We start from the raw sequence: 20,939 nt of genomic DNA, 5'->3' as shown, positions 1-20,939 counted from the left end.
TGCCCTGATTGCGGGCGCCGGGCAGCTCAACGCTTTAGTCGTTGAGGAATTTAAACACAGTGGTCTGGGTGTAGGCCTTGCCAGGATCCAGTCGGGTGCTGGGGAATTTCGGTTGGTTGGGTGCATCGGGGTAGTGCTGCGTTTCCAGGGTAAAGGCGCCCCAGTGCGGGTAGACCTTGCCTGCCTTGCCGTGAATGCTGCCATCCAGGAAGTTACCGGTGTACAGCTGCACGCCGGGCTCTGTGGTGAACAGTTGCAGTCTGCGGCCTGATTGCGGATCGCTGACCTCGGCGGCCAGTTTCTTCACGTCACCCTTGGTGTCGAGCACCCAGTTGAAATCAAACCCGCCTTGCTTGGGTTCGGCGTATTTCAGCTGTTGATGGTCATCCTTGATGTGTTTGCCAAACGCGGTGGGCTTGAGGAAGTCCATGGGCGTGCCAGCCACAGCAGGCAGTTCGCCGGTCGGGATCAGCTTGTCGTTGACCGGGGTGTAGTGCGAGGCGTGCAGAGTGGCGACCTGTTTGAGCACATCACCACTGCCAGCGCCGGCCAGGTTGAAATAACTGTGGTTGGTCAGGTTCAGCACCGTCGGTTTGTCGGTGGTGGCGCGGTAGTCGATCTTCAGTTCGTTTTTTTCGTTCAGACTGTAGGTCACTTCGGTCAGCAGGGCTCCTGGAAAACCCATCTCACCGTCCGGCGACAGATAGGTCAGTTTCACGCCGACCGAATCACCGGTCTTGGTTTCTTCTGCCTTCCAAAGGCGCTTGTCAAAGCCCTGCGTGCCGCCGTGCAGCGCGTTGGTCTTGTCGTTGAGCGGGACCTGATAGGTTTTGCCATCCAGGCTGAATTTGCCGCCTGCCAGCCGGTTGCCGAAGCGGCCGATGGTCGCGCCGAAATAAACCGTACCGTTGTTCTGGTAGCCCTGCACATCGTCGAAACCCAGGACGATGTCTTCGACCTTTCCGGCCTTGTCAGGCACCAGCAGCGATTGCAGCGTCGCGCCGTAGGTGATGATGCTGGCCTGCACGCCGTGACTGTTGCGCAGGGTGTATTTTTCGACGGCAGAGCCGTCGGGCAGTTGGCCAAACGTGCTGTGTTCGCTGGAGAGTGCCGCGGCCTGTGCGGTCAGGGTGCTGATCATCAAGGACAGTCCAAGGGTGCTGAGGAGCGCATGTTTTTTCATCTGATCTGCCTGCTTTTATTGTTATTGGTAAGACTATTTGATCGGATTCAAGCCGATGCATGGATGTATAGCCTATAAAATGCAGCTTGAAAAATAAATTGTAATACTATTTAGTAGTGCCATCGTCGCTGAAGGCTTGTGACTCACCTTAGCCGATCTGCCGGTTTTTTTGCCATGCAGCCTGACGCCGAGCAATGCAGCGGCGCAGGCAGAGGTTGGACAAGACAGCGACACAAATATCCAAAAGTGCCTTTACAACAATAACAAAGGACATTTTTCATGAACTGGCTGCCCGTTTCCGAGCACCGCTTCAAGCTGGCCGAAGGCTCCTTCTGGGATGCCGAGGAGCAGGCTTTGTACTGGGTCGACATTTCCGGGTTTCTGGTGTGTCGGCTGGTCGCCGGACAGATCCGCCAGTGGCGCATGCCCGAGCCGGTCTCTGCCTTTATTCCGACCGAGCAGGGTGATGCACTGGTGACACTGGCCAGCGGCGTCTATCGTCTGGACCTGGAATCGGACAAGACGTCTTTACTGCCGTTCTGCGTGGCAGACCCCACCCCCGGCAATCGCGCCAACGAGGCCCGGTGCGATGCGCGCGGCCACCTTTGGCTTGGCAGCATGCAGAACAACATCGATGCCGAGGGCGGCGACGTACCTCTGGTGCGTCGTTCCGGCGGGTTGTTCCGCGTTGAACCTGATGCTCGCGTGACCCGTTTGCTGGACGGGCAGGGCATCGTCAACACCCTGCTATGGAATGAAGAGGGTAGCGTGCTGTACAGCGCCGATACCCTGGACGACGTCATTTATCGCTATCCGGTGCTTGCAGACGGTGCTCTGGGGCCACGCCAGGTATGGGCGGCAAAACACGATCGAGGCTCACCCGACGGCTCGGCGATGGATGCCGAAGGGTATGTCTGGAATGCGCGCTGGGGTGGCAATTGCCTGATCCGCTTTGCGCCGGATGGCAGCGTTGACCGAGTTGTCGAGTTACCAGTCAGCCATCCCACCAGTTGTGTATTCGGCGGTCCTGACCTGCAGACGTTGTACGTCACCAGTGCCGCACCTGCCGATGCAAATGGTCGCTTTGACGGCGCGCTGCTGATGGCGCAGGTCGGCGTCAAGGGCACGCCGTGTCAGCGTTTCGCCGGATGAACTGTTGAGAAAAATGTTGCGCCGGCGTCTTTTTTGCGACGCCAGCATGATGCTGGAGGCAAGGGTGACATTAGGTTACATAGCGGTCACTCGTTATATGGTATGACTATTTGATCGGTTCTGGACGCTTCGGCGTTTGCAATCGCCACCTCGCTTGTCGCTGTAGCTATTCAATAAAAATAAGGAGTTAGCTATGTTGAGTCGTCACGGGATTCGTTCCCTGTGCTGTGCCGCCGTCACTACTGCCATTCTGGGCATGAGTGGCATCACTTCCGCTGCCGAAGAAGTCAAAATCGGCTTTCTGGTCAAGCAGGCTGAAGAACCCTGGTTCCAGACCGAGTGGCAATTCGCCGAAAAAGCCGGGAAAGAGCTTGGCTTCACCGTCATCAAGATTGCCGTTCCCGATGGCGAGAAGACCCTGTCCGCGATCGACAACCTGGCTGCCAACGGCGTCAAAGGTTTCGTGATCTGCCCACCTGACGTTTCGCTGGGCCCTGCCATCGTCGCCAAGGCCAAGGCTAATGGCATGAAGGTCATGGCCGTGGACGACCGCTTCGTCGATGCGGGGGGTAAACCGATGGAGGATGTGCCATATCTCGGCATGGCGGCTTTCGAAGTTGGCCAGAAGCAGGGCGCCGCCATGGCGACTGAAGCGAAGAATCGCAAATGGGATGAGGGCGACTGGAAGAACACCTACGCGATCATCAACACCTACAGCGAACTCGATACCGGCAAGAAGCGCACTGACGGTTCGGTGGATGCGTTGAAAAAAGCAGGCTTGCCAGCCGACCACATTCTATTTTCTCCGCAAAAGACACTTGATGTTCCTGGAGGCATGGACGCTACCAACTCGGCTCTGCCGAAGCTGCCACGCGAAGCCAAGAACCTCATTATCGGTGGCATGAACGACAACACCGTACTGGGCGGCGTACGTGCCACTTCGGGCGCAGGCTTCGCTGCCGCAAACGTGATAGGGATCGGGATCAATGGCACCGATGCCATCGATGAATTGAAGAAAAAAGAAAGCGGCTTCTTTGGTTCGATGCTGCCTAGCCCTGACAAGGAAGGCTACCGGACGGCCGAATACGTGTTCAATTGGGTCACCAAGGGGGTCGAGCCGCCCAAGTACACCGCTATGGATGACGTGACATTGATCACTCGCGAAAACTTTCAGGCTGAACTGACCAAGATCGGTCTGTGGAAGTGAGCTGAACGAGGGGCCTGATGTTCAGGCCCCTCACACGAGCGAGGAGGTTGGTTCATGCAACAGGCTATCGAGCTTCAACCCATAGGCGGTGCCTTGCGCTTCAACGGCATCGGCAAGGTCTTCCCCGGCGTCAAGGCGCTTTCGGATATCAGTTTCGAAGCGCGTCCTGGCAGCGTCCATGCATTAATGGGTGAAAACGGTGCCGGTAAATCCACGCTGCTGAAGGTTCTCGGCGGCTCTTATCAGCCCAGTAGCGGCACCTTGCAGATCGGCGAGCAGAGCTATCAGTTCAAGTCCACCGCCGAGAGCATTGCGGCGGGCGTGGCGGTGATTCACCAGGAACTGCACCTGGTGCCGGAAATGACCGTTGCCGAGAACCTGCTGCTCGGGCACATGCCCAATCGTTTCGGTCTGATCAATCGCGGTGCGATGTATCGCCGCGCCGGCGAGCTGCTCAAAGGGCTGGCTGACGAGATTGATCCGCGCACACGTCTGGGCGACCTCTCGCTGGGCCAGCGGCAACTGGTCGAGATCGCCAAGGCCATGTCGCGCAATGCCCATGTCATTGCCTTCGACGAGCCCACCAGTAGCCTGTCAGCGCGTGAGATTGACCGACTGATGGCAATCATCGTCCGCCTGCGCGACGAGGGCCGAGTGATTCTTTACGTGTCGCACCGTATGGAAGAAATCTTCCGTGTCTGTGACGCGGTGACGGTGTTCAAGGACGGACGCTTCGTCAAGACGTTCGAGCAGATGGCCGATCTCGACCATGACCGACTGGTGACCTGCATGGTCGGTCGCGATATCCAGAACATCTACAACTACCGTCCGCGCCAGCATCAGGGGCCAAGCCTGCGGGTTACCGGTCTGCTGGGGCCGGGCCTTCATGAGCCGGTCACTTTTGCCGTGCAGAAAGGCGAAGTGCTGGGCTTCTTCGGTCTGGTCGGCGCCGGTCGTACCGAGCTGTTTCGCCTGCTCTCGGGGCTTACCCGCAGCTCTGCAGGCACCCTGCAACTGGACGGCAAACCGCTGACACTGAAGTCACCGCGTGATGCCATCGAGGCCGGAATTCTGCTCTGCCCGGAGGACCGCAAGAAGGAAGGCATCGTGCCTTTGTCCAGCGTCGCGGAGAACATCAACATTGGTGCGCGTCCGCGGCATGTGAATCTCGGTTGCCTGATTCAGGGCCGCTGGGAGCGTGACAATGCGCGCAGCCAGATCAAGTCGATGAACGTCAAGACGCCATCGCCCGAGCAGCAGATCATGTACCTCTCGGGCGGTAATCAACAGAAAGCGATTCTTGGCCGCTGGCTGTCGATGCCCATGAAAGTCCTGCTGCTGGACGAGCCGACTCGCGGGATCGACGTCGGGGCCAAGTCCGAGATTTACGAGATCATTCACAACCTGGCCGCGGACGGTATTGCGGTGATTGTGGTCTCCAGCGATCTGATGGAAGTGATGGGTATTTCAGACCGCATTCTGGTGATGAGCGAAGGCACAATCACCGGTGAACTCAATCGCGACGAGGCTGACGAGTCGCGACTCCTGCAATTGGCTCTGCCTCGCACGCGCGGCTGAATATCGGTCCCTGACCATGAACAATAAAAAAGAGGTGCGTATGTCTACCGAATCCAGCCTGCAGGCTCCCCGTCAGGGCATGAACCTGCGTCGTTTTGCCGATGACTGGGTGATGCTCCTGGCGGCCGTGGGGATCTTCCTGCTGTGTGCCGTGTTCATCGATAACTTCATGTCGCCGCTGAATATGCGCGGTCTGGGCCTGGCGATTTCCACGGTGGGTATCGCTGCCTGCACCATGCTCTTCTGCCTGGCGTCCGGGCACTTCGACCTCTCGGTCGGTTCGGTGCTGGCCTGTTCCGGGGTGATCGCCGGTATCGTCATCCGCGACACCGACAGTGTATTTCTGGGCGTCTCGGCAGCCCTGGCGCTCGGCCTGGTCGTGGGCCTGATCAACGGCATCGTGATCGCCAAGCTGCGCATCAATGCCCTGATCACGACTCTGGCAACGATGCAGATCGTGCGCGGCCTGGCGTACATTTTCTCCAACGGCAAGGCAGTCGGCGTTTCCAACGAGGATTTCTTCATCTTTGGCAATGGTCAGGTGTACGGCGTGCCAGTACCGATTCTGATCACCATCGCCTGCTTCATATTCTTCGGCTGGTTGCTCAACTACACCACTTACGGGCGCAACACCATGGCCATCGGCGGCAACCAGGAAGCCGCGCTGCTGGCGGGTGTCCACGTGGACCGTACGAAGATCATCATCTTCGCCGTCCACGGCCTGGTCGGTGCGCTGGCGGGTGTGGTGCTGGCTTCACGCATGACCTCGGGTCAGCCGATGATCGGGCAGGGCTTCGAGCTGACGATCATCTCTGCCTGCGTATTGGGCGGGGTTTCGCTGAGTGGCGGCATCGGCATGATCCGTCATGTGATCGCCGGGGTGCTGATTCTGGCGATTATCGAGAATGCGATGAACCTGAAGAACATAGACACCTTCTATCAGTATGTGATCCGCGGCACGATCCTGTTGCTGGCGGTGATCATTGACCGCATGAAACGGCGCTAAGTCGTCCGGGGGCTGGTTCTCTTGAATCAGCTCCCGGCTTCATACCTGATTCAGTCTGTTACTGCGCTTCATCAACCGCCAAAGGTGTGGCTGCTGTGATAGTGCGCTCTTGATTCGTGTTTGACGCGTCTTAGCGTGAATGCGAAGCGAGCGCCGAGCTGCCCAGCCGGGTCAGTCCGTAAAGCGCAGCACCGACCGCCAGCATGATGCCCGCCCGCAGCCAGGTTTCCGGACCTTGCTGAGTGAGCAGCAACAGGCACGAAAGAATGCCCAGCAGCGGGATAACCCAGTGCACCTGAAAGTGCCCGGCTTCGACCTTGTCGCGCTTGAGTACCAGCACAGCGATGTTCACGCTGAGAAACACGAAGAGCAGCAACAGCACGACGGTTTCGGCGAGGATAGTCAGGGTGCTGGTGAAGGACAGGGCAATGGCTACCAGAGTGGTCGCCAGAATCGCCAGCCCCGGCGTGCGCCGCTTGGGCAGCACCGAACCCATCACCGCAGGTAAAAGGCCTTCGCGAGCCATGCCGAAGGTCAGTCGGCTGGCCATGATCATGGTCAACAGCGCGCCGTTGGCTACCGCAATCAGCGCAATGACTGCAAACCACGGCGCAGGTATGCCGAGCCCCGAGGCACTGACCACGTCCATCAGGGGGGCTTGCGAATCTTTCAATTGATCAACGGGCAGGACCATCGCCGCGCCCACGCCAACCAGCATGTACACCGCACCCGCCGCCAGCAGCGCGCCGAACAGGGCACGTGGATAGACCCTGCGCACGTCCTTGATCTCTTCGGCAAGATTGGCCGAGGTTTCAAACCCCACGAACGAATAGAACGCCAGCAGCGATGCGCCGAGAATCGCCGTGGCAGGTGAGGCGGTGTCCAGTTCGAACACCCGTTGCGGCACGCCTTGCCCCTGGCTGACGAACCACACGGCTGCTGCGATGACCAGCAGCAAGCCGCTCAGCTCGATGACCGTCATCACCAGGTTGGCTGAAAGCGACTCTTTGATACCGCGTGCATTGAGCAGGCCGACGATGACCAGAAATGCCACACAGACCCACTGCGCAGGCCAGTCGAGCAGCGCCTGAAAGTAGTCGCCGGCAAATGCCACGGCCAGCCCGGCAGCGCTGGTAACGCCTGCCGCGACCATGGAAAAGCCAACCAGAAACGACAGCAGCGGCTTGCCGAAGGCTTTTTCGGCGTACACCGCGGCACCACCCGCACGCGGGTATTTGGTCACCAGTTCCGCGTAGGACGCTGCAGTCAACAAGGCAAAGCACAGGGCAATCAGCAAGGGCGCCCAGATGGCTCCGCCGACGCGTCCGGCGATCGTGCCGGCCAATGCGTAGACGCCAGCCCCGAGCACGTCGCCAAGGATGAACAGGGTCAGCATGGGCGCCGTGATTGCCCGGCGCAGCGATGAAGTCTCGGCAGTGGCCATGGTCAAGGATTCCTTTCTCTACAGATGCGGGTATCAACAGCAGAGCGTCGCGCGACAGGTAAATTCAAAACGATGGCGGCTGGCCTGGACCAGCGGCACTGTTTGCCGGCTTGATGCTGAAATGAACGCTGTTGGCAAAAAAGGCGGAGCATTGCGTCGGGGAGGGGTCTCAATGAGACATTTGACGGATCAGCCAAGAGGCGAACATGAGTCATAGCAGCCAGCAACAGTTCAGGTCAGTCTGGGCAACCCTGCAATCGTTACGCAAGGAAGTGGCTGATCTGCAGCTCAGTGAACTCGAGCGTGCAGAGAGCCTGCGCGGTCATCAGACAGTGGACGACAGGGAGGTCATTGAACAATCGTTCGTGGCACTTGAACAGGCTATCGATGATATGGAAGTAACGCTTGCCAGCATTGGTGAGGCCACTGGCGAGATCGGCAAGCTTTGAGCGCATGGCGGGGCGGTACCGTACTCAAGTGTGCAGCGTGAACCATGAGCGCTTTTTCGGGTCTTATTCGGGCTCTGACATGCATGCCACGCCTTTTCCTCTCCGAGTCCGTTCTCATGCCCGCACTGCCCCGTTGTTCCTGGCGTATCTGGTTGTACCTGGTCCCGTTGTTGCCCCTGTACGCGAGCCCTGTCAGTGCCGCCGAAGAGCAGCGACTGGTCCAGGCGATCAACGATTTTCGCGGCCAGCCACAGCGTTGCGAAGCGCGTACGACAAACATCTCCAGAGCCCTGGCGCTCAATTCCAGCGTGGCATTGCCCATCGGTTTCAGTGGTAACTTACGTGACGCACTCAAGGCATCCGGCTATCAGGCGGTCATTGTGCGGACCTTGCGACTGGCCGGCGCGCAAAGCGCCGATGCAGCGTTCGACATGCTCAGGAGCCGCTACTGCGGCGCGTTGCTCGACCCGCAATACGCTGACATCGGCATCACTCGGCAGGGTGGTGACTGGCGTGTAGTGCTGGCGAAGCCGTTGATCGACGAGAGCCTTGAAGACGCGCGCTCCGCTGGCCGGGCGCTGCTGGCGCAGGTCAATGCCGCGCGTGCCAAGCCACGCATGTGTGGCAAGCGGCCTTTTCCGTCGGCTCGGCCGTTGAGCTGGAATACCACGCTGGAAACGGCCGCGCAGCAGCACAGCCAGTCGATGGCCAGCGAGAATTACTTTACCCATCGCGGTTTTGATAATGACTCGCCGTCGGACCGCGCGCGTGCTGCTGGTTACGGCGGACGGCAGATCGGTGAAAACATTGCTGCAGGGCAGAGCACGGCCAGCAAGGCCATGGCGAGCTGGCTGGCCAGCCCGGGGCATTGCGCCAACCTTATGAACCCGATGTTTACCGAGGTCGGCGCGGCCTATGCGACGGCTACGAACGCTGATTACGGTGTGTACTGGACCATGCTGTTTGGTGCGCCCTGATCGGCAGCCAGCACCGCAGCGACTTGGAACACCTGGCAGTCAATCTGAATACCGTTTGTCGCCCGTTCGATGTTATTTGAAAACCCTCGCTGATGAGCAAGGGTCGGTTGTACCACAAGAGGCGCGCTTGAACGGTGTGTCCGGTGGCAACGTCAGCGAGGTATAACAGACGTCATGAAACGAACCATTGATGCTGCAGAGCTGAATATCTGTTTCAGCGAGGACCTCGAAAAGGCCTTATTCAAGTGGTTTGTCGCCAGCTTTCTGATGGGCAAGCGCATTCAGGCCGACATTGCCTGCGAGGCCTATCGCGTTATCGTCGAGAAGCATCAGCGTGACACCCCGCGCAAGCTTGCTCACTGCACTCACCGAGAGCTGGTCGCCATGCTCGGGCAGGCTCATTACGTGCGCTACGACGAGTCAACGGCGTATCGATTGTCTGCGCTGTGCGCCAAGCTCAATGACGATTATGCGGGCAAGATAGGTCGAATCCGCGAGGTGAGTGAGGACCAGGCGCACTTCGAGAAGCGACTCTGCGAGTTTGCCGGTGTCGGTCCCAAGACCGTTGAAATCTTCATGCGTGAGGCCGGCAAGGCGCTGTATTGATGATGCCGGGACTTTATATCGGCTGTGCAGGCTGGAGCCTGGCGCGTGAGCACTGGCCCGACTTCCCTGAGGAAGGCAGCCACTTGCAGCGCTATGCCTCGCGCTTCAACGCGGTCGAGATCAACAGCTCGTTCTATCGTCCACATCGTGCCGAGACCTACGCACGCTGGGCGCAGTCGGTGCCCGCCGGGTTTCGCTTCTCGGTCAAGATGCCGAAACTCATTACCCACGAACTCCGTCTGCGCGAGTGCGAGGCCGTTCTGGCTACGTTCCTTTCTCAATGCACGGCGATGGATGACAAACTGGGCTGTCTGCTGGTCCAGCTCCCGCCCTCTCTGGACTATGCACCACAGATAGCTGACGGGTTTTTCAAAGCATTACGCAATCAGTACGCCGGGAGGGTTGTATTGGAGCCGCGCCATCAATCCTGGCGGCAGGCTCAGGCGCTGCTGATCGAGCATCGCATTGCGCAGGTGGCTGCCGACCCGTCAGTGATCAGCGATGGGCACCTGCCCGGTGGGTGGCAGGGTGCTCACTACTGGCGCCTGCACGGTGCACCGAAAATTTATCACAGCGCCTATACCGTCGAGCATCTGGAAGGCTTGGCCGGGCGAGCGTCGGCGTCTGTAGCACAGGGAATCGAGACCTGGTGCATCTTTGACAACACGGCCAGCGGAGCCGCTGTGGGTGACGCGCTCGCGCTGCAGGCACTGGTTAAGTGCAATAGGGCTGAGTAACGGGCAAGAGCGGCTGCGGTGTTCAGACCTGAAGCAGCTCACTCAACGCTTCGCTCAGTTGCTCGGCACTGAACGGTTTGGCAACGCAACGTCGGTCGAGCCACGTGTCGGGGATCCCCAGCCGCCCGTACCCGGAACAAAACATGAAGGGTATGCCGCGATCGGCAATGGCGGCGGCTATCGGGAACGAGTTACCGCCGATAATGTTGATATCCAGGATGGCCAGGTCGTACTCGCCGTTACGCGCATATTCAATGCCTTCGTTCAGCGTGCTGGCGTGGTAAGCGGTCGCGAAACCCAGATCCTCAAGCAGCATTTCCATCAACATGGCGAGCATGGTCTCGTCTTCCACCAACAGCACTTTGGGGAGCGAGGTCTGGTCGTCCGATTCTGAGCTCATAAGTGGCTTTCCGGTTTGTCTGGCCAGGGAATCAGCATTGACCAGATGATCCCTGTACGGGCGAACTGAATGTCGGCCTGGCCTTTGAGTTCTCGCTCTATGCTGCGGCGTATCAAGCGCAAGCCAAAGCCTTTCACAGTGGTTGCGACGACCGGCGGGCCGCCTGTTTCCTTCCATTCGATCTTCAGCGTGGGCGGGGAGGGGGCGGCAGTCAGCGTCGAGGTCACTGTCACCTGACCTGCTGCTGAAGAAAGCGCACCGTGTTGCACTGCGTTGGCCATCAGTTCATGGAGCACCATGGAAAGCGTCAGTGAAAAGCGCGGCTCCAGGGTCACCGGGTCGCCTTCGAAACTGATCCTGTGTACCCCCGAGTCCACCTCCTGCAGCTGCTCTATCAGGTCGACCAGTTCGGTGGAAATCCATTCTGCGCGCGCCAGTGCATCGTGCGCCTGGCTCAGGGCGAACAGGCGCGCACCGAAGCTCTTGTGAAAGGATTCCAGTGACGCAGAGCTGTTGACAGTAAGAGAGGCGATGGCCTGGACGGTTGCCAGGGTGTTTTTTACTCGATGGTTCAGTTCATTCAGCAACCCGGCGCGGGTCAGACGATCTTCCAGTTGCTGGCGTTCCAGTTTGCTGGAAATGGACTGCGCCAGCCGATGAGTCGTACCGCTCTGCTTTAAAAATGTCGTTTCGCCAACGGTATCCAGCCCCTGATGCATGGGCAGGGTGAAAGAAAATACGCCTCCCGAATCCAGTGAGCTGTCAGCCCACAGACGCCCGCCGTGGGCCGTGATAATGCCCTGGCATATATACAGTCCCAGGCCGTTGCCGCGTGGGTTGCCTTCCTTGACGGACCAGTAGCGCTGGAAAATGAAAGGCAGGTGTTCGACCGGAATACCGATCCCGTCATCACTCACCCTGAACAGCACCTCGTGCTGATCGGCGACCGCATCGATGTTGATCCGGCCACCTTTCGGGGTGAACTTGATGGCATTACCGACCAGGTTGGAAAGTACCTGGAAAATTCGTTCCGGGTCCGCATCGACCACCAGGCCTTGCGCGGCGGTGCAGTTGAGCTCGATGTTCTTTTCGGTGGTCAGCATCACCAGCAGGCTGCAGGCTTCTTCCAGCAAGCTGGTGACGCTCAGCGGCAGGCGCGACAGCTGATAGCGGCCGGCTTCGATCTGCGCGGTATCGAGCAGGTCTTCCAGCAGGCTGTTCATGCGCGTCGTGGCTTTCTCGATGGTGCCCAGCGCACGGCGGATATTGCGATTTTCGAAGTGCGTGTCGCCCAACGCCCAGCGTTGCATCATGCCGCACTGCATAATGATGATCGACATTGGATTGCGCAGGTCATGGGAGACCACGGCGACCAGTTCATCACGCAAACGAACCGCCTCCTGCTCGCGCTGCACCTGACGCTCCAGATCGCTTTCCAGAGCAGAGCGACGTATGTCTTCAGCGCCATAGAGATCTGCGCGCGACCACGGCCTGGCAATGCCGGTAACCTCTTGCTCCCAGACATCGAAAGACTGCCTTGGGTGCAGACGATGACTCGCGGAACTCTCCGGACGGGTGCTGACGTGATGGGTCGGGTCGCCGCTCCAGTTCATCGTGGAGGTGAGTTGGGCACGAAACCACATGACAGCGTTATCAATCGGCTTGGGTAGCGTGAACGCGATGACGCCGCTGGCGACGTCTCTGTAAACGGCGCTGGCGGCAAGCTCCCTCTGCATGGAGTTGGTGTGGAAAACCCCCAGACCCTGCAAGCCCGTCGCCCGCTGTCTGGTGCGTTGATGCGCCAGGCCGGTGTCGCGTATCCAGGTGTACAGTTCACGCACTTGTTCGATTGCAGGGCAGGTGCCGAACAGATGAACCTGATCGTCAATCAGCACAGCCGCACCGTCTGCCAGGGTCAGCGACATGAGAAGCTCGGGCCGGCTGACCAGCCCGTCGAGCACTTCATGATTGGCGCGACTCATGGCGTCTGCCAGTTGTCCGAGCAGGGCAACTTTCGCTTCCCGCTCGCGCTGCACATCGGTCGCGACAATGGCGGAAATTTTCACCGACAGTAACTGACCGATCATCGCGCAGGCATCGCGCAGCTCTCTGGACACCCGCAACGGTTCGGGGTGACCGCAGGCAACCAGGCCCCAGAGCTCGCCGCCATCGAGCAACGAGATACTCATTGACGAGCGCACGCCCATGTTCTTCAGGTATTCACAATGCACCGGGGACACGCTGCGCAACGTCGAGAAACCAAGGTCGAGCGGTTGCCCTGTTGCCGGACGCAAGGTCGGTATCAGGGGCACGGGAACGTAGGTGGCGTCCGGAATCACACGAATCCAGTTCAGCCGATACAGCTCTCGCGCCTGGGCGGGAATGTCCGAACCGGGGAAGTTCAGGTCGCTATAGCTGGGCAATGGCCCGGTCAGCGCCTGGGCGACGACTTTGCCATGGCCCTCGGGCTCGAACCGGTAAATCATGACCCGGTCGTAGCCGGTAAGCGCCTGAATCTCGTGCACACTGATATCGAACAGCGTTTCCAGCGTTGTGGCGGCCTGCAGGTTGCGCAATACCCGGGCAAGGATTCTGGATTGCCCGTGATCTGTTTCTACGAAGTCCTCCAGCTCGATAATCAGGACATCGTCGATACGCTGCAGCGAGGCGCTGTAGTGGGCGGTTCCGAGCGTCAATTTTATCGGGTCCAGGTTCGGGGCAGCGGGGTGGCTGTACGCATGGTCGATGAGGGCCGAATGTTCAGGCGACAGCAGCCATGACATAGGCTTGCCCAGCAACTCGTCAGCGGTCATCCCGAGTGCTGTTGCGCAGTTGGCGCTGACCTGTTCAATGCAAAGGGGAGCGCCTGCAACGCTGAGCAAGATGCCGTGCGGCTGAATCGCGCCAGGAACACGAATCGGCTCTCGGGCACATTCGGCTAGCGCAGCCTCAAGCGCTGCGTCAGGCTTTGCATCCAGCATGTCCTTGATCAATTGCGTGAACTCCACAGGGTGTTTCAGCCGGGAACAGCCAGCCACTGCTTGGTACGACGTGCAGTCGTTCGACGCTAAACGCGATTCAGATGGATTTTTGTCGGCCGCAACGGGAATTTGGGCGGCCAGCGGCCCGGATGGACAGCGCAAGAAAATGCGAGGTTGCCGCGAAAGTGCGGCGTGGAGACCTGGATGACGCGCTCTGCTGATACAAGCCAGAGATAGAAGGAAGTGGGTCACCATAACAGGTGCCCGTTGGACGCGTAGCTTTAACTGACTATGTCGGGGAAATGCCTGCAAGTTGGCAGGTGTGGGCCTTTGAGGCCCTGCCTGCCATTTTTTAGCGAATTATCGGCAAGTGCTGGGTTGCTACAGGCCCGCTTGGGCAATCAGCCCTGGCCGTTCAACTTGCGCTCGAGCTCACGGTTTTTAGCACGAAGCGTTTCGGCATCCTGCTCTTTTTCCTTGATGGACGTCGGGGTGATGACCTTGTCCACGCCTTCGGTTTCGGGATTTTCCTGCGCTATGTCCTTGTGCACCACATCGACCGGCTTGCCGGACTGGTCTGTGGTTGGCGCGGACTGTTCAGGCGTGTGGCTGGAAGGCTTGTCAGTATGCTTGCTCATTGCAGTTCCTCTCAGTGTGTCGTCCTGGTTGGAGGAACGAACGACGCGAAGAGTTCGACATGTTTTCATGTCGGCAGGGTTTGCCTGCGCAACGGCGGGCAAAAAAAAGCCCCGCCAGACAAGATCTGGCGGGGCTTTGCTCAAGCTGTGAAAGCCTTAGAGCGCCATGTCACTGGCTGGATTGCTTTTCGCTGGCTGAGCAGCAGGTGCAGCAGTTGGAGCATTACCTGTCTTGTTCACCGGCGGTGGTGGAGTCAGTTGCAGGACTTCGGCGGTGTACGCCCATTCCTCGGCAACACGGTCTGGATTGTTGTTCAGCTTGGTGCCGTAGCTAGGCACGATCTGGTGCAGTTTTGCCTGCCACTCCGGAGTCGCTACCTTGTCCTTGAAGACTTTCTCAAGCACGCCCAGCATGATCGGCGCTGCAGTCGAGGCACCTGGCGAAGCACCCAGCAGGCCGGCAATGCTGCCGTCCTTGGAAGCAACGATTTCGGTACCCAGCTTCAGAACGCCGCCTTTCTCTTCGTCACGCTTGATGATCTGTACGCGCTGACCGGCTTGCATCAGGCGCCAGTCTTCTTTCTTGGCGTTCGGGAAGTACTCTTTCAGAGCCGCGAAGCGATCGTCGTCAGACATCATCACCTGGCCGGCGAGGTATTCGATCAGCGGGTACTGTTCGATACCGACGCGAGTCATCGGCCACACGTTATGCGTGGTGGTGCTGGTCAGCAGGTCGAAGTAAGAACCGTTTTTCAGGAACTTGGTCGAGAAGGTCGCGAATGGGCCAAACAGGATCACGCGCTTGCCGTCCAGAACACGGGTGTCCAGGTGCGGAACCGACATGGGTGGCGCGCCAGTCGACGCGATACCGTAGGCCTTGCCCATGTGCTGCATGGCCAGGGTCTGGTTGTCAGTGACAAGCCACGAACCGCCGACCGGGAAGCCGCCGTATTCCTTGGCTTCAGGAATACCGGATTCCTGCAGCAGATGCAGAGCTGCACCGCCGGCACCGATGAACAGGAACTTGGTGTCGGTTTCGGTAACGGTGCCGTCTTTCAGGTTCTTGTACTTGACGCGCCATGTGCCGTCGTCGTTGTGGTTGATGTCTTCGACTTCGCTCGACAACTGCAGATTGAAATTCTGCTTGGCTTTCAGATTGGAGACGAACTGGCGGGTGATCTCGCCGAAGTTGACGTCGGTGCCGATCGGGCTCCAGGTCACGGCCAGCTTCTGCGCCGGGTCACGACCTTCCATCATCAACGGGACCCACTTCTTGATCTGCTCGTGGTCTTCGGAGTACTGCATGCCGCTGAACAGCGGGCTGGCTTGCAACGCTGCGTAACGCTTGCGCAGGAACTGGATGTTGTTGTCGCCCCACACAAAGCTCATGTGCGGTGTGGAGTTGATGAACGAACGCGGGTCCTTCAGAACGCCGGTCTTGACCTGCCAGGACCAGAACTGACGGGAGATCTGGAACGCTTCGTTGATCTCGATGGCCTTGGAGATGTCGACGTTGCCGTTCTTGTCTTCGGGGGTGTAGTTCAGTTCGGCGAGCGCCGAGTGACCGGTACCGGCGTTGTTCCAGCCGTTGGAGCTTTCTTCGGCGACGCCGTCGAGACGCTCGACCATTTCCATCGACCAGCTTGGCTCCAGCTCGTTGAGCCAGACAGCGAGGGTTGCACTCATGATGCCGCCGCCGACGAGCAGTACGTCGACTTTCTTGGTTTCAGCCGCCTGCACGGGCATCAGGCCCATGGAAATGGCCAGACCCAGGAGGGCCGTGTTCACTTTCTTAAACATTCTGTCATCCATCTGATAAACGCCATCCGCCGACTACTCCTGGGGAAACGGCCTGTCACATGCATCGAGCCTGCGACAAACACTCGCACCCACGGGGACTAGAGGTGGACATACAAGGCCAATATAATACCGCTTGAGACCTCAATTTATGTCCTGCTGCGCTGACTTCTTATCATCATTGGATTCAGCGTCATGAGTGACATTTGCTCTGTTGGTGTGCTGCGATGCCCGAGGGCCTTGCCCTCTGAGCCACTTGCGAAGACACACCTGGTCAGCCTGTTCACGGAGTCTGAGACGCCGCGTCGGAGCATGGAGGCACGCTTGACGCGCAATTTTATGTACGCGTACTGCGACACACCCTCGGTGGCATACCGGCAAAGACGCGGTATTTTCGCATAATGTGCACCCCGGTTGCGAGGTGCCATCATCAAATTGGCCACGAATGCCTTGATTTAGACACTTCACAGCCTTCCACTGCCTATCTGTATCGGCATTTTCGCCCGGGTCTTTAGCCGTCAGACGGATATGGCCTTCGCTCGATCTGAACATCTCCCCGAACAGCGCGCTCATCCGGCTCTCGTGCATTCATGAGCCAGGCTCATAACGGCGTGCGACTTTGCCTGGCTAATCAGCGCTCCCACCTCCTGTTAGGGTCCATATATGGCTGCCATGCCCGTGGTCGCAATGTTCGGATACAGACGTCCGTCAAACAGTTGGAACTTTAGAAGCGCAGACCAGTTAAACACTTGTAACGGGTGATAGCGTTTTGGCTTTGATTACCCTTGGAAATAAAGGCAGCGCGTCAGTGGGCAGGAGTACGCCCGGGCCGCTGACCACACCATAACGCCCGTCGCTTTACAGCAGTGACGGCTATTACCGAGTGATCCTGATGACCGAACCCAAGAAGCACAAGGAAACTGCTGTCGACAGCAGCGCCGTGCAGCCCTCGCGCCGAAACTTTCTGAAGTTCGGTGCCTCCGGCATTGCTGCGGCCACGCTGTCTACCTGGATCCCGTCCGACGGCCTGCTGCAGGCTGCGCCTCTGGCACCTGCGGCCCCCGTGGTCGAAGACAGTGACGCGCCCGCAGCAGGTGAGCAACGCATCCAGTTGAAGGTCAACGGCCAGGTTCATACCCTGAACGTGCCAGCCAATGCCGTTCTGCTCGACGTGCTGCGTGACCGTCTGCAACTGACGGGCACCAAGAAGGGCTGCGACCACGGCCAGTGCGGCGCTTGCACGCTGCTGGTCAACGGCCTGGCAATCAACTCCTGTCTGTCGATCGCCGTTCAGCATCAGGGCGACAGCATTACCACCATCGAAGGGCTGGCCGAGAACGGCAAGCTGCACCCGGTACAGGAAGCGTTCTGGGAACACGACGCTTACCAATGCGGTTATTGCACCTCCGGACAGATCATGAGCGCAGTTGCGATTCTCAAAGACCCGAACATTGCGTCCGATGACGCCAGCGTCAGAGAGGCCATGAGCGGCAATATCTGCCGTTGCGGTGCCTACAAGAACATTCTCTCTGCCGTGCAATCTGCGCGCTCGAAAATGGGAGGTGCTGCCTGATGCGAACTTTCGACTACGCTCGCGCCGCTTCGCCCGCGCAGGCTTTCAGCACAGCGTCCGGTGAAGGGCAACGCTTTTATTTGGCCGGTGGCACCACACTGCTGGACCTGGTCAAGCTCGACGTGATGCAACCGCAGCAACTGGTGGACATCAACCATCTGGCGTTGAAGCAGGTCGAGTCGCTGCCTGATGGCCGTCTGCGCATCGGAGCGCTGGTCAGCAATACCGACCTGGCCAGCCACCCGCTGGTGCAGCAGCGCTACCCGGTGTTGTCCGAAGCGATTCTTGCCGGTGCTTCGACCCAATTGCGCAACAAGGCGACCACCGCCGGCAATCTCATGCAGCGTGTGCGCTGCCCGTATTTTCGCGATGGTATTTCAGCCTGTAACAAGCGCCAACCGGGCTCCGGTTGTGCAGCCATTGGCGGGATGAACCGTAGTGTGCACGCAGTGCTGGGCACCAGCGAGCATTGCATTGCCACGCATCCGTCAGACATGTGTGTCGGCATGGCGGCGATCGGCGGGCAGGTTACCGTTCAGGGCGCCAATGGCTCGCGGGATATCCCGTTCGCTGACTTTCATTTGCTGCCTGGTGATACGCCAGAGCGCGAACATGCGCTGGCGCCACACGAGCTCATCACCCATGTGACCCTCGACGCGCCGCTGTCAGGCAGCCGCTCGTCTTACCTGAAGCTGCGCGACCGTACTTCTTACCAGTTCGCCCTGGCGTCCAGTGCCGTGATTCTGGTGATGGACGGCAAACGTATTACCGATGCGCGCATTGCACTGGGCGGTGTGGGCACCAAGCCGTGGCGTGCGCTGGACGCCGAGCGTGCGCTGATCGGTCAGCGTGCCGATCTAAACACCTTTGCGCAGGTCGCAGCGCTGGCGATGAAAGGCTCGCGGGCCTATGAACACAACGCCTTCAAGATCCCGCTGGGTCAGCAGGTCATCGTCCGCAACCTTCGTGACCTCACGGCCTAGGAATTTCTCATGAGCGAAAACATCATTGGTGTGCCGCAGCGTCGTATCGACGGCGGCAAGAAAGTCAGTGGTCAGGCGCGCTATGCCGCAGACCATCCGATGGGCAAGATGCTTTACGCCTATGGCGTCTACAGCACCATCGCCAACGGTCGCGTGGTGGCCATAAAGGATCAGCAGGCCAAGGCGATGCCTGGCGTGGTCGATATCTTTCACCACGACAACTTCCCCTCGCTGCACCGTACTCCTAATACCAAACTGAGCTTTGCCAAGATGCTCTCGGCCAGCAAGGCGGACGAGCATCGCCTGCCGTTCGAGGATGACCGCGTCTATTATCCTGGCCAGTTCGTGGCCCTTGTGGTGGCTGAGAGCTTCGAGCAGGCGAGGGCCGCGGCCTATCGCGTGACGGTTGAGTATGACCAGCGTCCGGCGGTCAAGGACCTTGCCGAAGGCATGCGCGTCAATGGCGCCCGCGATGGCGGTGCAGGGCACAATCGCGGCAATCCGGACAGCGCCTTCGAGGGCGCAAAAGTGAAGGTCGATCAGACTTACACCACGCCGGTAGAAGTGCATAACCCGATGGAAATGCACGCCAGCACCGCTTGGTGGCAGGACGGCAAGCTGTTTGTCTATGAAAGCACTCAGGGCGTGGTCAATCACCGCAACCTGCTGGCCAACGTTTTTGACCTTTCCCCCGACCAGGTGGAAGTGCGTGCGCCCTTCATAGGCTCGGGCTTTGGCGGCAAGCTGTGGCCGTGGCCGCATTCGGTCGCCGCGTGCGCCGCTGCCAAAGTCACCGGGCGCCCGGTGCAACTGGTGTTGCCGCGTGCGCAGATGTTCACCACCGTGGGCCACCGTCCGGAAACTCGCCAGCGCCTGCGTCTGGCCACCGATGCGAGCGGCAAGCTGGTGTCGATTCGTCACGAGTCGTTCAACAACACCTCGATGCTCGATGACTACACCGAAAACTGCGGCGGCGTGACCAAAAGCCTGTATGCCTGCGATAACGTGCTGGTCAGCCACAAGATCAGCCCCATCAATCGCGGTACGCCGACCTCCATGCGCGCTCCGGGCGCGGCCCCGGGCCTGTTTGCACTGGAGTCGGCCATTGATGAAATGGCCCTGGCCAGTGGCATGGACCCTCTGGCATTCCGCAAGCTGAACCTCTCTGACAAGGATCAGAGCGCAGGTCTGCCGTGGTCCAGTAACCACCTGCCCGAAGCCATCGACAAGGCCGCCGAACGGTTTGGCTGGCACGCGCGCAAGGCCGACGTCGGTTCGATGCGCGAAGGCGATGAAATTATTGGTTACGGCATGGGTGCCTGCAATTGGGAAGCCTATCAAGTGCCTACCGATGCGCGGGTCATTCTGCGTTCCGACGGCACGGCTCTGGCTCAGTGCGGCTTGCAGGACATCGGCACCGGCACCTACACCATCGTCGCGCAGACCGTCAGCCAGTTGACCGGCATTCCCATGGAGCGCGTCGAAGTGGAACTGGGCAGCTCGTCGTTCCCGGCAGGCCCGGTGTCCGGCGGCTCATGGGTCACCGCCAGCGTAATGCCGGCGATTGCCGGCGCCACCCGCGAAGCGTTGCAGAAGCTGCGCCAGTACGCCGTCAGCAAGGATGCAGTGTTCGCCGGACAGGACGCCGAAGCGATCAAGGTCGAGAACGGCCAACTGGTCATGGGTGAACAGCGCGCAAGCTTCGTCGATGTGCTGAACGGCCAGCGTCTGTCGCGTGCAGAGGGCACTTTCCAGAGCGGCATGCCTGAGGCAGGCAAGTACTCATTCCGCTCGTTCGGTGTGCATTTTGTCGAGGTGCGCTGGGACCCGGGTATTTCCAGCCTGCGCGTCTCGCGGGTGGTCAGCGCCATTGACGTGGGCAAAGTGGTCAACCCGCTGGCGGCCCGCAATCAGGTGGAAGGCGCGATTGTGATGGGCATCGGCATGGCCTTGTTCGAGGCTGGTGAATACGACCCGCGCAGCGGCATGCCGGTCAATAATAACTACGCCGAGTACGTGGTACCGGTGCATGCGGATCAACCGGACATTGACGTCTTGCTGCTGGATTATCCGGACTACAACCTGGGTGAATTCGGCGCACGAGGCATCGGCGAGATCGGTGTGACCGGGCTGGCCGCAGCAGTGGCCAATGCGGTGTATCACGCGACGGGTAAACGGGTGCGCAGCCTGCCGATCAGCAAGGAAAAACTGATGGCAGGGTTGTAACG

The 20,939-nt window shown here is 59.4% G+C and carries 17 protein-coding genes; 11 read left to right on the top strand and 6 right to left on the bottom strand.

Annotation, left to right across the window (positions count from 1 at the left end; translation table 11 throughout):
* Positions 1-34 precede the first annotated feature (34 nt).
* Entirely contained in the window at positions 35-1,183 is a 1,149-nt protein-coding gene (locus tag JOE34_RS19905) for an aldose epimerase family protein (protein ID WP_003420913.1), read from the bottom strand.
* A 279-nt stretch (positions 1,184-1,462) separates the two neighbouring features.
* On the opposite strand from JOE34_RS19905, the gene JOE34_RS19900 reads away from it, so the two are divergent.
* The 4 genes from JOE34_RS19900 (at position 1,463) to araH (ending at position 6,126) form a co-directional block, all read left to right on the top strand.
* The gene (locus tag JOE34_RS19900; RefSeq protein ID WP_004403895.1) at positions 1,463-2,335 is read left to right on the top strand and encodes an SMP-30/gluconolactonase/LRE family protein; all 873 of its coding nucleotides are present in this window, start codon (positions 1,463-1,465) and stop codon (positions 2,333-2,335) included.
* A gap of 193 nt (positions 2,336-2,528) precedes the next feature.
* Complete coding sequence (locus JOE34_RS19895) at positions 2,529-3,542, top strand: substrate-binding domain-containing protein (RefSeq protein ID WP_004417927.1); 1,014 nt, start codon at positions 2,529-2,531, stop codon at positions 3,540-3,542.
* Positions 3,543-3,596: 54 nt separating this feature from the next.
* Positions 3,597-5,120: an L-arabinose ABC transporter ATP-binding protein AraG gene (gene araG / locus JOE34_RS19890; protein ID WP_010411149.1), complete on the top strand. Its 1,524-nt coding sequence runs from the start codon at positions 3,597-3,599 to the stop codon at positions 5,118-5,120.
* A gap of 40 nt (positions 5,121-5,160) precedes the next feature.
* On the top strand, positions 5,161-6,126 hold the full coding sequence (gene araH, locus JOE34_RS19885) for an L-arabinose ABC transporter permease AraH (RefSeq protein ID WP_004403886.1): 966 nt from the start codon (positions 5,161-5,163) through the stop codon (positions 6,124-6,126).
* Between the two features lie 130 nt (positions 6,127-6,256).
* Here the strand turns inward: araH and JOE34_RS19880 are convergent, their stop codons facing one another.
* Complete coding sequence (locus JOE34_RS19880; protein ID WP_046266645.1) at positions 6,257-7,570, bottom strand: APC family permease; 1,314 nt, start codon at positions 7,568-7,570, stop codon at positions 6,257-6,259.
* A 206-nt stretch (positions 7,571-7,776) separates the two neighbouring features.
* Between JOE34_RS19880 and JOE34_RS19875 the strand changes: the two genes are divergently transcribed.
* The 4 genes from JOE34_RS19875 (at position 7,777) to JOE34_RS19860 (ending at position 10,339) form a co-directional block, all read left to right on the top strand.
* Complete coding sequence (locus tag JOE34_RS19875; protein ID WP_010411160.1) at positions 7,777-8,019, top strand: hypothetical protein; 243 nt, start codon at positions 7,777-7,779, stop codon at positions 8,017-8,019.
* Between the two features lie 83 nt (positions 8,020-8,102).
* Complete coding sequence (locus JOE34_RS19870) at positions 8,103-8,996, top strand: CAP domain-containing protein (protein ID WP_195765703.1); 894 nt, start codon at positions 8,103-8,105, stop codon at positions 8,994-8,996.
* Between the two features lie 174 nt (positions 8,997-9,170).
* Positions 9,171-9,602: a hypothetical protein gene (locus JOE34_RS19865; RefSeq protein WP_004403878.1), complete on the top strand. Its 432-nt coding sequence runs from the start codon at positions 9,171-9,173 to the stop codon at positions 9,600-9,602.
* The gene (locus JOE34_RS19860; RefSeq protein WP_010411173.1) at positions 9,602-10,339 is read left to right on the top strand and encodes a DUF72 domain-containing protein; all 738 of its coding nucleotides are present in this window, start codon (positions 9,602-9,604) and stop codon (positions 10,337-10,339) included. Before JOE34_RS19865 ends, JOE34_RS19860 begins: the two co-directional genes overlap by 1 nt.
* 22 nt (positions 10,340-10,361) lie before the next feature.
* On the opposite strand, the gene JOE34_RS19855 is transcribed toward JOE34_RS19860, so the two are convergent.
* From JOE34_RS19855 to mqo, 4 genes are all read right to left on the bottom strand, one after another.
* Entirely contained in the window at positions 10,362-10,739 is a 378-nt protein-coding gene (locus JOE34_RS19855) for a response regulator (protein WP_004403875.1), read from the bottom strand.
* The gene (locus JOE34_RS19850) at positions 10,736-13,720 is read right to left on the bottom strand and encodes an ATP-binding protein (RefSeq protein ID WP_209996882.1); all 2,985 of its coding nucleotides are present in this window, start codon (positions 13,718-13,720) and stop codon (positions 10,736-10,738) included. The genes JOE34_RS19855 and JOE34_RS19850 overlap by 4 nt, the downstream gene beginning before the upstream one ends.
* A gap of 401 nt (positions 13,721-14,121) precedes the next feature.
* Positions 14,122-14,358 carry a hypothetical protein gene (locus JOE34_RS19845; protein ID WP_010411190.1) on the bottom strand — a complete coding sequence of 79 codons (237 nt, stop codon included), beginning with the start codon at positions 14,356-14,358 and terminating at the stop codon, positions 14,122-14,124.
* A gap of 156 nt (positions 14,359-14,514) precedes the next feature.
* Positions 14,515-16,158: a malate dehydrogenase (quinone) gene (gene mqo / locus JOE34_RS19840; protein WP_003420890.1), complete on the bottom strand. Its 1,644-nt coding sequence runs from the start codon at positions 16,156-16,158 to the stop codon at positions 14,515-14,517.
* Between the two features lie 889 nt (positions 16,159-17,047).
* Here mqo and JOE34_RS19835 point away from each other — a divergent pair.
* The 3 genes from JOE34_RS19835 to JOE34_RS19825 are packed head-to-tail and all read left to right on the top strand — an operon-like array spanning position 17,048 to position 20,937.
* Complete coding sequence (locus tag JOE34_RS19835) at positions 17,048-17,728, top strand: (2Fe-2S)-binding protein (RefSeq protein WP_003420887.1); 681 nt, start codon at positions 17,048-17,050, stop codon at positions 17,726-17,728.
* A complete protein-coding gene (locus JOE34_RS19830; RefSeq protein WP_010411200.1) occupies positions 17,728-18,711 on the top strand; it encodes a xanthine dehydrogenase family protein subunit M in 984 nt (327 codons plus the stop codon). The genes JOE34_RS19835 and JOE34_RS19830 overlap by 1 nt, the downstream gene beginning before the upstream one ends.
* 9 nt (positions 18,712-18,720) lie before the next feature.
* Positions 18,721-20,937 carry a xanthine dehydrogenase family protein molybdopterin-binding subunit gene (locus tag JOE34_RS19825; RefSeq protein WP_024664208.1) on the top strand — a complete coding sequence of 739 codons (2,217 nt, stop codon included), beginning with the start codon at positions 18,721-18,723 and terminating at the stop codon, positions 20,935-20,937.
* Positions 20,938-20,939 lie beyond the last annotated feature (2 nt).

It is taken from the genome of Pseudomonas sp. PvP028 (genome assembly GCF_017832255.1).
In the GTDB taxonomy this organism is placed as follows: domain Bacteria; phylum Pseudomonadota; class Gammaproteobacteria; order Pseudomonadales; family Pseudomonadaceae; genus Aquipseudomonas; species Aquipseudomonas syringae.
The sequence above is the reverse complement of the archived record's forward strand: the minus strand, read 5'-3'. Positions and strand labels throughout refer to the sequence as shown.

Bases quoted from the DNA above. Each gene is read 5' to 3' on its own strand.
- JOE34_RS19860 (WP_010411173.1), top strand. From the start codon at position 9,602: ATGATGCCGGGACTTTATATCGGCTGTGCAGGCTGGAGCCTGGCGCGT.
- JOE34_RS19905 (WP_003420913.1), bottom strand. From the start codon at position 1,183: ATGAAAAAACATGCGCTCCTCAGCACCCTTGGACTGTCCTTGATGATC.
- JOE34_RS19855 (WP_004403875.1), bottom strand. From the start codon at position 10,739: ATGAGCTCAGAATCGGACGACCAGACCTCGCTCCCCAAAGTGCTGTTG.
- JOE34_RS19875 (WP_010411160.1), top strand. From the start codon at position 7,777: ATGAGTCATAGCAGCCAGCAACAGTTCAGGTCAGTCTGGGCAACCCTG.
- JOE34_RS19850 (WP_209996882.1), bottom strand. From the start codon at position 13,720: ATGCTGGATGCAAAGCCTGACGCAGCGCTTGAGGCTGCGCTAGCCGAA.
- JOE34_RS19870 (WP_195765703.1), top strand. From the start codon at position 8,103: ATGCCACGCCTTTTCCTCTCCGAGTCCGTTCTCATGCCCGCACTGCCC.
- JOE34_RS19825 (WP_024664208.1), top strand. From the start codon at position 18,721: ATGAGCGAAAACATCATTGGTGTGCCGCAGCGTCGTATCGACGGCGGC.
- JOE34_RS19830 (WP_010411200.1), top strand. From the start codon at position 17,728: ATGCGAACTTTCGACTACGCTCGCGCCGCTTCGCCCGCGCAGGCTTTC.
- JOE34_RS19895 (WP_004417927.1), top strand. From the start codon at position 2,529: ATGTTGAGTCGTCACGGGATTCGTTCCCTGTGCTGTGCCGCCGTCACT.
- JOE34_RS19900 (WP_004403895.1), top strand. From the start codon at position 1,463: ATGAACTGGCTGCCCGTTTCCGAGCACCGCTTCAAGCTGGCCGAAGGC.
- JOE34_RS19880 (WP_046266645.1), bottom strand. From the start codon at position 7,570: ATGGCCACTGCCGAGACTTCATCGCTGCGCCGGGCAATCACGGCGCCC.
- araH (WP_004403886.1), top strand. From the start codon at position 5,161: ATGTCTACCGAATCCAGCCTGCAGGCTCCCCGTCAGGGCATGAACCTG.
- JOE34_RS19865 (WP_004403878.1), top strand. From the start codon at position 9,171: ATGAAACGAACCATTGATGCTGCAGAGCTGAATATCTGTTTCAGCGAG.
- JOE34_RS19845 (WP_010411190.1), bottom strand. From the start codon at position 14,358: ATGAGCAAGCATACTGACAAGCCTTCCAGCCACACGCCTGAACAGTCC.
- araG (WP_010411149.1), top strand. From the start codon at position 3,597: ATGCAACAGGCTATCGAGCTTCAACCCATAGGCGGTGCCTTGCGCTTC.
- mqo (WP_003420890.1), bottom strand. From the start codon at position 16,158: ATGTTTAAGAAAGTGAACACGGCCCTCCTGGGTCTGGCCATTTCCATG.
- JOE34_RS19835 (WP_003420887.1), top strand. From the start codon at position 17,048: ATGACCGAACCCAAGAAGCACAAGGAAACTGCTGTCGACAGCAGCGCC.